We start from the raw sequence: 14531 nt of genomic DNA on the forward strand, positions 1-14531 counted from the left end.
CAAGACCCTCAAGCGCGCAATGTATGGCAGGGCAGGCCCCGAACTGCTGAGAGCACGAATGCTGCCACCGCGCCACACAAATTGAGGGAGAACCCGTTTAACTGCCAAGCGACATTTCACTTCCCGGCGTCAGGTTGTTCGTCTGGTGCTCAGTCAGAGCGTCATCCACGCTGGGAAAAGGTGACGCCGAGGCACACCAGCATTTGGTCTGGAGCGCCTTCGCCGTCAGCGGAAACATTGTTCACGGTGTCTGACAGGGCCTTCGGCCGTGCGCCGGCCGTGCATGTCTCGACGCTGCGGGTGCTAGTATCGGGTCAATCTGCCGCTGCCCGCAGTCGCAGGACTTCATGCGACAGGAAGGAGTTGGCGCGCGGATCGGCCGTCCATCAACAGCTCAGACATCGCGCTGTCCGGCGCCACCGTGTTGGCGCCCAGCATTCTCGCGGCCCTATAAACGCGCTCCGGAAATCCCATCTAGCAATACGACATGGCGCGCAAGCTGTTTTTACTCAGGGCAGTAGGAGTCGGCCGGACATGTGTTACACAAAGCGCTATGTTCGTTTAGTATAGGATGTATTGGCAACTCAGAGGAGGAGGCGACTAATGTCGGACCACAGCAATCACCTCTCATTGCTCCAATCTCTGAACGAAAAAGTCGCGCAAATGGAGGAGCAGCGAGACGACGATGCGGTGCAGTTCTTCGAGCGCCATCTATCCGAGCAACTCGTCTTCCGCCGTACCGATGGCTCGGTGGTCGGCAAGCGCGGAGCAGCGGAGCCGAAGAGCTTCATGGACACCCTGACCGGACCGAGCCCCTTCTTAGAGCGGAGGAGCCAAGACATTCATGTGGACGTACTCGGTGACCGGGCGGTGGTCAGGCTGATCGTCGTGGGGACAAAGCGCGATGGGTCTGTCCACTGCTATCGCAACATCCGCTTCTGGTCGCATAGCGGCGAGGACTGGCAGCTTGACAGCTGGTACAACTTCGAGCTCACCGGAGGGTAAGCGGACTATGGCTGGGGCGCAAACCACCGATGTCGATCCCATATTGGCGGGATTTCTGCAGAAGGATTACGAGTTGAAGGTCGGCTATCTCACCGCCCACTTCCAGCGCATGTGGACGCGCTTCAACTATTTCGTCCTGATTCAGGCAGCACTGATCGGTGGCAAGACGATCTTCGGCGAAGGGCAGATCGGGACCGCGGGTTTGTGGTTCGGGCTCGTGTTGTCGCTCTTGTGGTACGTCATGGGCGCTGAGGATCGATATCTAGTCAATTTGTATCGCGACCAAGTGAAGGAATCAGGTGAACGCGTAGCCAATATATCGAGCGGTCTGCATGCCTACTGCCCCGTCGGTCAGGTGCCCGACGCTACAATCTGGCCTTGGAAGTCGCCATTTGAGTGGCGTATTCCGGCGATTAGCACGACTCGGTTGGCAGCGATCATCCCGCTCATCGTCAGCATATTCTGGCTGGGTCTGCTGTTGGATCAGGTGTATAGCTAGTGTGGACGTGTGTCGGCCGCGAGGTGATCACGCGCCTCGACACACGATCGTTATGATCGGGTGAATCCGGCGGCAAAGGAGCGCCGGGACTGTAAAGTCGGCCATCCCGCCAGCGACGCGGAGCATTTGATCCCCCATGAGCGGGCAACTCGATCGGATTTGTGCGCATGGCGTCTCTTAGTTGCTAATTAGTCTCAAAGTTCCTGAAGACACACAGCCAATTACAAGCATCCGGTTAGGGGTACGTCCCCCTTAGGTCAAGTACACGATATCGGAATTGGTGTGACCCGGTGTGACCGTCGTTGCCGATAGAACCGTGGCGCGGGCGAAATTCCCGGCCGAGGATCCTGTTGCAAGTCGCGCCCCATCGGGCGAGAAGGCGACGCTTCGCGGCGATGGCGACATGGCCTCAACGAGCGCGATCACCGCCTCATCTGCGGTGGCAGTCAGCAAAACGAGTTCGGCTGCCTTGTTTTGGGCGATGGTCATTTGGGTTCCTTTCGAAGATCGCCTGCGATGGAAATGCCTGAAGTCCTTATCGAAACACTATCCCGCTCGCCACAACCGTATTTTACCTTGCATTGTATAAAAGCGGAAAGTAATCTAGGACAATTCAATTGTAGCTGGCGTCTGTTGCAATGTGCTCGGTTGGCCTCATAGAAGACGCGCTGCATTTCGGAGATGCGCTCCGAATCTCGTTCCATCGTACACTTCGTGTCCCGGAAACCGACAGGAACTATCCGCTCCCGCCCACTTTCGGACGGTTTCCAATAGCCGAGCTATCCACCGATACGGGTCGGCGCGAGTTTATGATACCGATCCGCAGGTGGGAGGCTTTGTGGATTGCGTTTGAGGGTCCATACCGGCGACCTCAGGCCGTCAAGGTCGGTGTCGGTATTGTGAATGCTATCGACGGTCGACCGTGGGAGCCCGGTCTTAACAGCGACCCGCAAAATTATGTCGTCACCGGCTCTCAATACTGGCTCGATGGTATCAATGCCGGCGACAATTTCGTCCGCCAGTTTGTTGCCACCACATTCGGCCAAGGGTTGACGATCGAGGAACAAGTATCTCGCGTCCAGGAAGGCGCCGTTCGCCTCGAGGTGTTTGAGCCCAAGCCGGGTTTGTTTGCCGATGCGCCTCAGCATGAAATGCCGGAGCCGGACGTTGTACCTGGGGAAGGGCCGCCACTAGGTCTCGGCGCCGGCGGGCGAATCCAGCAGAAGATCCATGCGGATCCGCACGGCCTCGATACTTGGGACCTGACAAGGCCGGCAGCGGCTCGCGTGCAGCTGCTCGACCCAGCTTCATTCACGAGCCTGACCGGTCGGGACGCCCCGCCAAGCCCTATCGATGCCACGAGCTATGCGCGCCTGGGGCTCCCCTGGTTCCAGTTCTACGAAGAGCAAGAAACCGATATCCAAGCCGCTGAGATTTTCCGTGGCATCCGGACGGTATCGTCGTTGGACAAGAACAAGGAAACCGACATCGATGCGCTGTACGTCCGTCCGATCCGCAACTGGCGTTAGGGGCGATGATCAAACAGGGAGACACGCAATGAGCAACGACATTGACAAAGGCAAGGATGCGCATGTTTGCCTCGACGTTTATGTCCCGCAACTCGATTTGCTGAAGGCGGCCGAGCTTGCGATCGCCGAAAATCCGGAGAATGCGCCGTCCGGCGACATGGATGCCGTTCGCAAAGTCGGGGTCGATCCGTCCTCGAGCTTTGAAGCGTTTGGCGCGGTGTTGACTGGCAAGAAGTGGCAGCCGGGGCGGACGCTACGCGTGCGTCACCTCGACGGCGACCCGCAAATACATGCCAAGGTCGAGCACTACGCCAAGATGTGGGAGCCGCATGCCAATCTGACATTCGCGTTCGGCAACGATGCCGGTGCAGAGATCCGCATCTCTTATCATAACGACAACCGCTCATGGTCTTACATTGGTACCGATGCTCTTGCGATCGAGCCGGATAAGGAAACCATGCATTACGGCTGGCTCCATACGACAACGACGGACGAGGAGTACCGGCGCGTCATTGTGCATGAATTTGGTCACGCCATCGGGATGATCCACGAGCAGTCGCATCCTGAGATATCTATCAAATGGGACAAGCCCGCCGTTTATCGACACTACGAAAGCCGCGGCTGGACCAGAGCGCAGGTCGATTCCAACGTATTCTTCAAATACAGCACGCTCGTGACACAGTTCAGCGCCTATGACCGCACGTCGATCATGCACTATCCCATTCCACCGGAGTTTACGACTGATGGGGTCGCGGTTGGCTGGAACACCAACCTCTCGGCGATGGACAAGGCATTCATCGGCAGCATCTACCCGAAGTCCCAGCCTGACGCGCCCCAGATGGACGTGGGAGGTCCAGGCGCGGCATCGGCTGCACCGCCGGCTCAGCCTGCGCCCGTAGCGGTCCCCCCGACGCGCATTCGCCGCACCTGGGCCTGATCGAGGATATGCAATGACGCTTGTGTGGGGCACCGCGCAGCACCAGCCCGGCGACGCCGCCCGAACTCACATTCTGATCATCGGCGTCGGGCGCTATCGGCACCTTCTAGGCGGGGCTCAACCGACGCATGGCCTCCCGCCGCTTGGCCAGTTGACCTCGCCACCGATTTCCGCGCGAGCTCTGGCCAATTGGTTCATTGCAAGCAAACTGTCCGATGCCAGTGCGCCACTCGGATCGGTGGAACTGTTACTATCTGACGCGACCGGTCAGAATTTCGACGGAAAGCAGATTGACGACGCGACAAGTCAAAACATCCAGAAGTCATTCGGCGATTGGAAAGCTCGCTGCGACGGGCACGATAACAACGTGGCCGTTTTCTACTTCTGCGGTCATGGACTTGAAAAGACTATGATGGTGCTTCTGCCAGAGGATTTCGGAGAAAGCGAAAACAACCGCTGGTTTCGCGCTATTGATTTTGACAGAACTTATCAGGGAATGAAACGGTGTAGGGCAGGTATACAGTTATACGTACTCGATGCATGCCGTCAACTTTCTCAATCGAGTATTAATGATGTTGATTTTGGCGGCAATACGCTCATAACGACAATTCTTGGTCAAAACAGGCTTCGCACGGCGCCAAGATTATTCGCTAGTGCGGAAGGCCTGCCCGCATTTGGTGACAGTAACAGTGAGAGCCGGCTTACGGCCGCGCTGATTGCGTGCTTGAACGGACTTGGTGCCACGGAAGAGCCCAACAGGTGGGTTATCGACACTTTGCACCTCGGCCCAGCCGTTCAGAAGCTGATCATGGATGAGAATCGAGATCTTCCAGAACAGCAACGCCAGATTGTCGATCCTGCCGGCGGTGACAACGCGAACGGAACGCAACACCTGCATGTGCTCCCAGCTGGCTTCGTGCCAAACGTGCTTGTGAACCTGGGCTGCAATCCGGATTTGATCACGCAGAAGGTCACTTTCTATGCCGTTCCCGACCAAGGTCAAAGGAAGGAGGCGCTACAGGCAGGCCGCTGGAAAACTAAATTGCCAGCGGGCTTTTACACCTTCGGTTGCTTGTTTGATCTGCCAGCGGGGCAAAGCGATGTGCCGGCGCCGCGTGCGTTCGTAAGGCCTCCGGTCTGGGATTATCCGATCGACGTACCGCCTCCACATCCAGCCTGAAAAGACGTCTCATCATGTGCGCTGCACGAACGCGAAAGACTGCACGGTCCGGGACGCTCGCAATCGAGTTGCAGCGCCATACGCATATGGCGGACGTGCCGATTGTCGTCCAGGTGATCGATGTCGACGCAAAATCGGTCTGGAAGGGCGCAATCCGGCTCGGCCAGACGCAAAACCTGAGCGTCGCTCCCGGGGAATACACCGTGCAGGCGACGCTGCCGAGTGGCAAAGTGATGCTGCGGCGAGCGAGCGTTTCCCCGGGCGGTAAGGCTCCTCCAGTGAGCTTGGACGTTGCAGAATATTCGCCGCGTGAAACTCTCGCGTGGGCGCAGCTCAACCGGCCCGAGATGCTCGAGACGTCGGAAGACGCGGCGTCAAGCCTGCATTCGGTGTGGCTGCGGCTGTGGCGAAACAACGGCAGTGGACAGTGGAATCTCAATCCTTGGCCGGTTCACCAACCGACCCGGTATCATGGGATAGTGCAGTACGAACTCGGCCTTCTGGGTCTGCCCGGGCAATACTATGTCCAGGTTGGTGGTGCCGATGTGCCGTGGCGACTTGTTGCTGTTCCGGCCGACAATGTGCGGGTAGCTGTGAAGGGACGCTGGGCAACCGACACCAACGACCGCACGCAACGCAGCATCGACGTTGAAGTCGTTACCAAGGATGCGAACGCCGAGGTGTTATTGGCGTATTTGCGCGGCGGGAAGCTCGATTCTGCGCAGGAGGTCAGCAGTAGCTGGCAAGCTCAAAATCTCCTTGAACAAAAGAAACAGAACCCGACCCTGGCTGCCGCAGCCGGCTACTTCCTTCTCGGACAACAGGCTCTAGAAGACGTCCACCGAATCTGGGTGCACAATCTGGCGAGCTGGATCGAGTGGCTGCCGGACGGCGCCGTCATCGACGCAGGCTACCTGATGCGTCGGGATCCGCCGGATTTGAGCGCTGCGCGGGCAAGGCTAATCGAAGCGACCGCCCGGGGGTTGCCCGTCTATACGCGCGGCCTACGCCTGCTGCGCGACTGGCTTGCCGCTTTCGACGATGATCCGAGCTATCGGACTGTCGCGGTAACCGGCGCGCTGAAGTCGGTGCGACATTATTGCGCCGCCGCGGAATGGAGTTCGACCACCACTGCGTTTGTCGGGACGGACCCCATAATGCCCGGTAAGGTAAAGGTCGGAAAACCGGAGAGCCCTCAACATGTCGTTTTTGCGGCGCCAGATGATGACGACCTCGCTTGGCTGAAGGCGCCGGATAGTTCATGGATTCGAACGCGATATGGCTGGACTACGCCGCCGGACGCGGCCGTGTCGATTGGCGCCGCGGCAGCGAATGCGGCCAGCCTGGCCGTTCCGGGCATCGCAATTGCCTCTGCCCCACCAGCAACCGCGGAATCCTTAGAAAGCCGAGTCGCGGTCTCGACATCTCTTGCCAGCCCGGAGGAAACCGAGCGTGTTCGCCGTATAGCAACCGGCGAGGAGGCGGCCGCGGAGCCTCCTCCAGCGACCATAGCAGTTTCCGAAGCCCCGGCAGCGGCACCAAGCAGTGCCGCCGTCAAGCAACTGGAAGCTCAGCTACGCGAGACGAAGACGCGCGCGGACACGCCGCTAAGGGATACGCGCGAGCGAGTCCAAGCGCGCCTGCTGCGCGTCGCCGACGAACAATCACAATCTGAGCAACTCGCCGGGATCAGCCCGGTCCCGATAGATGTCGGCAGCGGTGCGCCAGCTCATCTGTTCGGCGTGGCGATCGAACGCGTACTCGGAACATCCGATCTCGTCAGCACCTTCTTTCTCGAAAGTGGCCTCGCGTCGGCGCGCGCTGTCTGCCGGATCGGCGTCTTGCGCAATGGCCAAACAACGTACGCAACCGGGTTTCTCGTGTCGCCCCGGCTCGTAATGACGGCGGCTCACGTCATCCCGAGCGCTGCGGAGGCACCGACGGCCTTCGTCGAGTTTGACGTTCAGGACGGTCCGGACGGCTCGCTGATACCGATTACCCGTGTCGCGTGCGACGCGAACCGCTTCTTTTTCGCGGACGCCGGGCTGGACGTGGCGATCGTCGCGCTGCACGAGGAGGCGGGGCGCCGCTTCGGCTGGCTGCGCCTCATCGCGAACGAAGGCAAGGCCCTGATTGGAGAACATTTGTCGTCCGTTGGGCATCCAGGTGGTCGTCCGAAGCAAATTGCCCTTCGTGAGTTACCCATTCTCGACATTGGTGATCCGTTCTTCTGGTGTAGCAGCAATTCCATGCAGGTTTCATCCGGCACGCCGCTGTTCAACGATCAATGGGAGCTCATCGGCATGTGGCACGCCAGCATATCGTCGGACAGCGCGACGCTGCGCGCCGGTAGCCGAACGAGCAGGTCAAGGTCGCGAGCTCGCCCGGCTGAAACGCGTCCGTATCTTGTCATCGAAGCGGTCAGAACCAGCCGTATAGTCAACGCGATTAACAGAACTGCGTTCACCGGCGAAGGTCCGGCACTTATCGAGGAAATGCTCTATGCGAGGCCGGCAGTCGAACGGATCTCGCCACTTGTGATGGCTCCGCCTAGGCAGGAGGCCCCGCCTACCCTGCCGCCGACTGCATTGGACATTCCGCGCCCGTCCATCAAGGCATCATCGGCAGCCGATACATCCGAGAGCACCGAGGATCGACAAGCCCCCGCGTCGGAGAGGGACATTATGGCCAACGGCTCTTCGCTCAAACTGACGCCGGAGAAAATCCGCAGCTGGCTGCGCAACCTCGATCGCTTCGACCCCGAGTTCGCCCGATCCGTGACAGCGCGCACCGGCGGCCTCGAACCACAGGGCGTCATAGCGGCGGAGGCGGCCGGCGCTCCGGCGGTGGATGTACAGGTGATGGTCGAGACCATGGTCAGGCCGGGACGGCCAGTATTGCCGATCAAGTCCGACCGGATCGCCCGCGAACCTGCCTTCATCGAGCCGCCCGACGGCGAATTGATGGTGCAGCGGTTGCTGGGTGCTGCGCCAATGCTCAATCCTGTGATCCCGCTGGTCGGCCGCATAGACGTCGTCAATTTTCCGCGCAATGCCAGCTTCATCGGCACGGCGTGGCTCGTTGCGCCGGATATCGTCGTGACCAACAGCCATGTTGCAGAGCTAATCGGCCGTCGCGACGGCCGCGATTACACCTTCCTGCCCGGCCGTTTCGGCGATCCGATTGTGGCAAGCGTCAACTGGAAGCGCGAGATGGATAGCGACGCGAGTGATGCCAGTCCGGTCGAGAGGGTTCTCTTCATCGAGTCGAGGCAGACAGCCGACATCGCCTTCCTCAAGATCCGTCGCGCCAGCGACGGCGCGCGACAAGATCGTGTAATGCTTGCCGATAACGACGCAGCCGCGGGCACCTCAGTCGCGGTGATCGGCTACCCGGCGCGAGCCGGCGAGGACGTCATCCCGGACCAGGTCTGGATGGAGCGCGTGTTCGGTGGCCGCTACGACGTCAAGCGCGCCGCACCGGGCCTCGTGATGCCCAACTCTCGCGGCTGGGCCACCCACGACTGCACCACACTCGGCGGCAATTCAGGCTCCGCCGTGATCGACCTCGCGACCGGCAAGGCGGTCGCCCTCCATTTCGCTGGCGCATATGTGCTGGAGAATTATGCCGTCCCCGCGTCGACGATCCGCAGATATCTCGGGCGGCGGCACTGGGAGGTGGAGACGTCGGGCTCCAACCGCGGTGTTGGCAACGGTGCGAACTCTCCGGGCGTTGCGCAGACTGCATCTTCCTCACCGCCTGCACCCGCCGCTTCGGTTTCCGTGACGCTTCCGGTCACTATCATGGTATCGATCGGCAGCCCGACCACCAATTCCAGCAGCGCCATCGATGCGGTGTCAATTGCCGGTCAAGCTTTAGGTGAGACCACGTCGATCGACGAAGCGGTGCGCCGATTTGCCGATGTGTATCGCGGTGACGGCATCTTGCGCGTGCGTCCCGGTCTGGTCATACGAGCTGGCAGATTCATCGACACACCCTGCATCCAGGTCGTGACGCATCCGGAGAAAATTGCCTCCGTGCGCGCCCGCGTCCCCGCGACCTATCTCGGTCATGCCGTGGACGTCCGTCCTGGTGCTCTCGCAGAAATGCTCGATATCCAGGATGTGGTTAGCGAAGCGGCGGTCACCTCCATCGCCTACAATGACGGCGACCGGACAGGCGCCGAGTTCAGCTTCGACCCTGTCGACGAGAGCATGGAAGTGCTCTGCCACGTCGGGCCGGAACGGAGTTGGGCGGTGCTCTCCGACTTCATTGCCAAGGCCGAAGGCCGGATGGTGTCCTCGATGTACGAGTTCCATGCCAGCCATATCGCCGAAGCGATCGAAAGCCGGTTCGATGACGGCGTGAAGATGGCCTTGGTCATGGATAACGCCACGCGCGTCACCAAAGCGGGTCTGAAGGAAGGGGAGTTTGACCGCAAGACGGTCTTTCGAAGGTGGGCGAACGACTTCGACTTTGATCGCATCTACGCGCCAGAGGGCCCGAGCGGGCTGGTCGCCAACTCCTACCATATCAAGGTCACCGTTGACGACAGCGACCAGTTCTGGCTGTCCAGCGGCAACTGGAAGAATTCGAGCCAGCCCAACATCGCACCAGAGGACCTCAACAACGCTGCCAGGATCGGGGCCAAAAAGGGCAATCGGGAATGGCATGTCGTGATCAGGAATAAGACATTGGCCGCGCGCTACCGCAACCATATCCTCGCTGACCTGAAGTTCTCGAAGGAAAATGGTGGGCGGGAGGAATCCTTTGCCGAAGATGTGTTTATCGACGTACCCGTAGCGGTCATGGAGGCAGTCGAACTCGAGGCGCCGATCAACCGGATCTTCGAGGCGAAGCCAATCAACCGGCGCGTGAAGGTGAAGCCGCTGCTGACCCCCGACAAGGTGGGCAACGTCTATACCGAGGCGGTGCTCGACCTCATCGAGTCCGCTGAAGAGCAATTGCTGTTCCAGATTCCCTATATCGATTCATACAAGGATAGCGCTAAGGGCAATCTGGAGAAGCTGGTTATGGCGCTGATCAGAAAGTCCAAGGAAATCAGCGACGTTCGTGTCATCCTGCGGTCCGATCATAATACCTGGGTGCCCTGCGCCGAGGACCTGAAGAAGCGCGGGCTCGACCTCGACAAGTGCTTCAAGCACCTGTCCGGCACGCACACCAAGGGCATGATCGCCGACGGCAAGCGCATATTGCTCGGCAGCCACAACTGGAGCGGCGGCGGTGTGACGTTGAACCGCGACGCGAGCCTTCTCTTCGACGACGCCGAAATTGCTGAGTACTATCGGGACGTGTTCGACGTCGACTGGGCGCGTGCTAAGCCGCCGATCATTCCGGAGTCTGCCATCACCGAATCGCCGCGGATTGCCGATCCCGAAAGCCCTGTCCCGCACGGCTTCCGCCGCATAGCACTTGAGGAGTTTTTTGAGGGCTAAGGGTCTCCGCACAAGGAAGAGTCGCGCCTTCATTCTGGGATGCACGCACATGGTTCATAACTTAACTGTCAAATCTAGCTGTTCAGAGCCGAGCTAGTAGTCGATGGCTGCAACTGCAGGTGGATCCAACTGACGAGCTTGGTGTCCCGAAATGGGGTCCGTCGCGCTCCGACACTGCTTCAGTTTCTAACCTTGCCTATTGCCGAGGTCGATCCAGGTTGGGGCGTGGTCGCTCGTCTTTTCCCAACCGCGGACGTGACGATCTACATTGGCGCCGCGCAATCGTCCGGCGATTGGAGGGCATGAGGAGGAGGGGATCGATCCTAAGCCCGCATCTCGGGAATAGGCGTTCTTGAAATAATCCCAGAACGTGTAAATCCTTTCGCCCGGATGGAGTTCGCGCAATGCGTCGATCCAACCATGGTCAACCAGGCCGGCGCCGTTCGATGGCAGGTTGCCTGAAAGGCACCGGCCAGACGGGCCATCAGGTCCGCCGCGCCTTAGCGATAGTTGAGTCGCGGCTTCGGTATGCATGGCGTGATCGCGGAAGATTGCGCTTATGCGCTCCCGTCGGTTTCGCTATCCTCGTCCACCGACAGAACCGGCATATAGGCGTTCGTCTCCAGCCACTCGCGCAGCACGATCCGGATTAGATCTGACCGGCCGATTTTCATTTCGGCAGCAATGGAGTTGAGAGCGTCCTCAGTTGCTGGTTCCAGCGGCACACCCGACACATTCCTGAGCATCAACGCAGCGCGACGCAGGATGATCTGCAGATCCGCGCGCGAAATGTCCGCAATGCGATCAGCGGCACTTTCGAGTTCTTCGGCAATAGATTGGCGCGTCATCGCATTAGTCCGCTTGCCTGAGGCAGGGTCTTCTTAGGCCTTCACCCGCTTGGCTGGGGCCTTCTTGGCTGGCGCCTCTTTGGTGGGCATTTTTGCGCCCGCCTTGCGACCAAGTCCGATTGACTTCGCCAGCTCTGACCGTTGTGCAGCGTAGCTCGGTGCCACCATTGGGTAATCAAACGCCAGCCCCCATTTGGCTCGATATTCATCGGGCGTCATGCCAAGCAAGCCCAAGTGGCGTTTCATCGACTTGAACTTGCGGCCATCTTCTAGGGAAATGATGTGGTCGGGAAACACAGACTTTTTGGGATTGACCGCCGGGGTCTGTGTTGGATGCTCAACTACAGTTGGCTTGACTAAGCTAACGAGAGCGGAGTTTACCGAAGAAATCAGATCGGGCAGGCCTGCCACGGGCACCGCGTTATTTTTGACAACGGCCGCGACAATATCCGCGGTCAATTCCATCAGTTCCGCGTTCTGGCGATTGCTCTCGGCGGTCATTCATCAACTCCTATTGCTATCCCGCTTTCGTATGGGGGAAAGTCGGATTGCGCAACAGGCAGGTCCACAGAATGAAATACTCGGGATCATCGGCCGGCCGCTGCGCAGGTTCTTCCGCAGGTCAGCCTTCCCGGCTTTGTCCCTCTTTTGTCCGAAATCGGGGTGTAGGGTCGGATCGTTCCGACACTCCTTCGCGTTGGGTGAAACCGACAAGGAGGAACGACCATGTCAGACGACAAACACGAACGCATTCGGCGCCGCGCATATGAGATCTGGGAACGAGAAGGCCAGACGCATGGTCTGCACGAGCGCCACTGGAATCAGGCGACGTTTGAAATCGAGAACGAAGACCGCTCGCTCGGTGCTCGACCACCGGCGATATCTGGTGCCGAAGTCCCAGGTCCTGCGCCCCAAAGCCGAGGGAAGAAAGGCAAGCGCGCCGCTGGTCAATCGGATGTTGAGGCAGCGGAAGCGCTCGCGATGAGAACAGGCATCACTGGCGACCAAGCTCAAGACCTCATCGACCGCCTCGGTGACGATCCGCTGGCACTCGATGAGGCGGCGCGGAGCCTTAGGGCATCCGAAACGTAACGGCCGGCTAAGCCCGCGCCTCTGGCGGAGAGCCGATTGAGTTGTCGCGGTCCGCGTTTCATGACGTTGGACCGAGATCGCGGTTTCGCCTTCTACGCTCAATGGTGCGCGCGTTTCGACGAGCAACCCTAAGTTCGGCAAGGGTCGGCTGCCACCAGCCCCGGGAATGTTCCATCGGTCCGGCCTCACGACGAGAGGGCCATGTCCTAATAAGTTCCGTCAGCGTCGCCGAGCGCCACGTTCCCCACACCAAGTCAAAGTCTGTCCGCGTCGCGTGTGGGTAGAAAGCAGTCAATACTGACGGCTCGACGAGTTCGCCTGACGATTCGGTAAAGACCACAACACCGTATTGCTCTGTTGCGACGGGACGGCCCATCGGAGGCAAGTCTTCAGCTGGCAGCGGATAGCGATGGCGCCGGCGTTCTGCATATCGCAACCGCGTGGCTCTTTGAGCCTCCGAGTTCTTCTCCGCCTCGCGTCGCTGCTTCCTTTCCTGGGGTTCGTTACGTCTGGCAGCCTTTTCGATTGTTGGCCACCGGCGCCGCAGTTCTTCATACGATCGAAACGGCACACGCCACGCCCGGAGTTCATCATCCCAACTTGCCCAGGGAATTTCGTGTAGTTCCCGAAGGAGGGTCTTGGAATAGGGTGTCCGAACGCGCAAGTCGTCGGCAATCTCGAGATAGGGACTGGAGATCGGATCGAAAGCGAAGGCGTCGCGCCCCTTGCTGTCGGCGTGGATCGCCAGCAACTCGGCCTCACGCGCCAGCCAACGGTCGACCCGGCGGGCTGCCGTCTTGCCTGGTACAAACCAACTCCTGCCCTCGTCGCTCCACCTCGCTCGCGGAAATGCCTGCCGAAATCGTTCGACAGTCATTCGATCATAAGGAAAGTTCGCCAAGGCACCGGGCGTGTCTTGTTTCCGCAGCGCAGACTGATGCTTGGATTCCTCCACGGTCGTGCCGCCAATGGTGTTCGATTCGCAGAGGAACGTCCCGCCGGCCCTAATGGTTCACACGCAGGCAGCACAGATTGCGCGCGCTGGCCGAGAGGTTTAAGGCAGAAGCTTGAAAACTTCCGCACCTGGAACTGTACACGCCTGCATTGCTAGACGGGCACGCCTTCGTTCCGGCAAAGCTTCGAATCGCGGGGCCACTGGCAATCCGCAGGTCGGCGGGTTCAGGCAATGCTCATCGAAGATGGGCCGCCGACTTTCCTTTTGGCTGTAAAGCTCGGCAGGTTGTCGCTCTCAATTGCCGTCTCAAATTGATCGGCGAGCGTGGCGACGTGGATAGCTGTCGCACGCGGCCATTCGGACGGACCGGCGTTGGCGGTGCCTTGCTTTTGTGTCGGGGCAGAACACTTGCCTTTGGGTGATCACCTGTCATCATCCCTCATGACCAGGGATGTAGCAGAACAGGGTGTTCGCTACTTTTGCACAAAATGGGCTGAAGAGCGTGGGCTTCCTCATCAGCCAGAGAATCCAAGCTTTCCGATTTCTTTTCTTGGCTTGAGCAGAAGTCGCCGGGGCACTTGAAATTCCGAAGCAGTACTTCGGTGCGGGACGACGTCGAGCGATGGTTCATCGACGAATTCAAACAAGGTTGGCGCTACTAGCAGGCGATTTTCGGGAGGCCGGTGCCGTGCTCCGGGCCACCTTCTGCGATCAATACCCACCTCACTTGCCTCTGTTAGCTTATTCCTGCGGCGGGAGACCCAATCCCGCTTGGCCGGCGCCTAACAGGCAAATCTACCCCAACGCCCCCCAGACGGCGCAGGCGACCTTCCCGGGAGCGACTGTCAGCCGCTCACCAAACCATCTCGGAAACCTTTCCGTGTGCCAGCGGAATTTTTCCTTGCGGTCCATATTTGTCACTTGGCAGTTAATTAGGGTCTTCCTCAATTTGTGTGGTTCATCCGCTGTTAGCGACGCTATCGCTATGAGCGGGCATGCGAACGAAATCGAAATGGTCGCCCGCCCCAGG

General features: G+C 59.5%; 11 protein-coding genes and 1 pseudogene. 7 read left to right on the plus strand and 5 right to left on the minus strand.

Going from position 1 to position 14531, the window contains the following annotated elements; all coding sequences use genetic code 11:
* Positions 1-603: 603 nt before the first annotated feature.
* Positions 604-1005, plus strand: a complete 402-nt coding sequence (locus M727_RS0131595) for a nuclear transport factor 2 family protein (RefSeq protein WP_027155904.1) — start codon at positions 604-606, stop codon at positions 1003-1005.
* Positions 1006-1012: 7 nt separating this feature from the next.
* On the plus strand, positions 1013-1504 hold the full coding sequence (locus tag M727_RS0131600; protein WP_027155905.1) for a hypothetical protein: 492 nt from the start codon (positions 1013-1015) through the stop codon (positions 1502-1504).
* A gap of 252 nt (positions 1505-1756) precedes the next feature.
* Here M727_RS0131600 and M727_RS0131605 read toward each other — a convergent pair whose 3' ends face one another.
* On the minus strand, positions 1757-1993 hold the full coding sequence (locus M727_RS0131605; RefSeq protein WP_027155906.1) for a hypothetical protein: 237 nt from the start codon (positions 1991-1993) through the stop codon (positions 1757-1759).
* A gap of 320 nt (positions 1994-2313) precedes the next feature.
* Here M727_RS0131605 and M727_RS42625 point away from each other — a divergent pair, with 320 nt between their 5' ends.
* The 4 genes from M727_RS42625 (at position 2314) to M727_RS0131625 (ending at position 10606) form a co-directional block, all read left to right on the plus strand.
* Entirely contained in the window at positions 2314-3033 is a 720-nt protein-coding gene (locus M727_RS42625; RefSeq protein WP_198032735.1) for a hypothetical protein, read from the plus strand.
* A 28-nt stretch (positions 3034-3061) separates the two neighbouring features.
* Positions 3062-3970, plus strand: coding sequence for a M12 family metallopeptidase (locus tag M727_RS38400; RefSeq protein WP_051505832.1), 909 nt, complete (start codon positions 3062-3064; stop codon positions 3968-3970).
* A gap of 13 nt (positions 3971-3983) precedes the next feature.
* On the plus strand, positions 3984-5150 hold the full coding sequence (locus tag M727_RS39430) for a caspase family protein (protein ID WP_051505833.1): 1167 nt from the start codon (positions 3984-3986) through the stop codon (positions 5148-5150).
* A gap of 86 nt (positions 5151-5236) precedes the next feature.
* Entirely contained in the window at positions 5237-10606 is a 5370-nt protein-coding gene (locus M727_RS0131625; protein WP_027155907.1) for a trypsin-like peptidase domain-containing protein, read from the plus strand.
* Between the two features lie 186 nt (positions 10607-10792).
* Here the strand turns inward: M727_RS0131625 and M727_RS43495 are convergent.
* The 3 genes and pseudogenes from M727_RS43495 to M727_RS0131635 all read right to left on the minus strand — a co-directional run.
* Positions 10793-11038: pseudogene (locus tag M727_RS43495) on the minus strand (exodeoxyribonuclease III); the annotation flags it as partial.
* A gap of 125 nt (positions 11039-11163) precedes the next feature.
* Positions 11164-11454 carry a ribbon-helix-helix protein, CopG family gene (locus M727_RS0131630; protein ID WP_027155908.1) on the minus strand — a complete coding sequence of 97 codons (291 nt, stop codon included), beginning with the start codon at positions 11452-11454 and terminating at the stop codon, positions 11164-11166.
* A 33-nt stretch (positions 11455-11487) separates the two neighbouring features.
* The gene (locus M727_RS0131635; protein ID WP_027155909.1) at positions 11488-11955 is read right to left on the minus strand and encodes a MucR family transcriptional regulator; all 468 of its coding nucleotides are present in this window, start codon (positions 11953-11955) and stop codon (positions 11488-11490) included.
* 225 nt (positions 11956-12180) lie between these two features.
* Between M727_RS0131635 and M727_RS40980 the strand changes: the two genes are divergently transcribed.
* Positions 12181-12546, plus strand: a complete 366-nt coding sequence (locus M727_RS40980; protein ID WP_084646994.1) for a DUF2934 domain-containing protein — start codon at positions 12181-12183, stop codon at positions 12544-12546.
* A gap of 58 nt (positions 12547-12604) precedes the next feature.
* Here M727_RS40980 and M727_RS40985 read toward each other — a convergent pair whose 3' ends face one another.
* Complete coding sequence (locus M727_RS40985) at positions 12605-13501, minus strand: hypothetical protein (RefSeq protein ID WP_245269088.1); 897 nt, start codon at positions 13499-13501, stop codon at positions 12605-12607.
* Between the last annotated feature and the right edge of the window lie 1030 nt (positions 13502-14531).

Source organism: Mesorhizobium sp. WSM2561 (assembly GCF_000513915.1).
Taxonomy (GTDB): domain Bacteria; phylum Pseudomonadota; class Alphaproteobacteria; order Rhizobiales; family Rhizobiaceae; genus Mesorhizobium; species Mesorhizobium muleiense.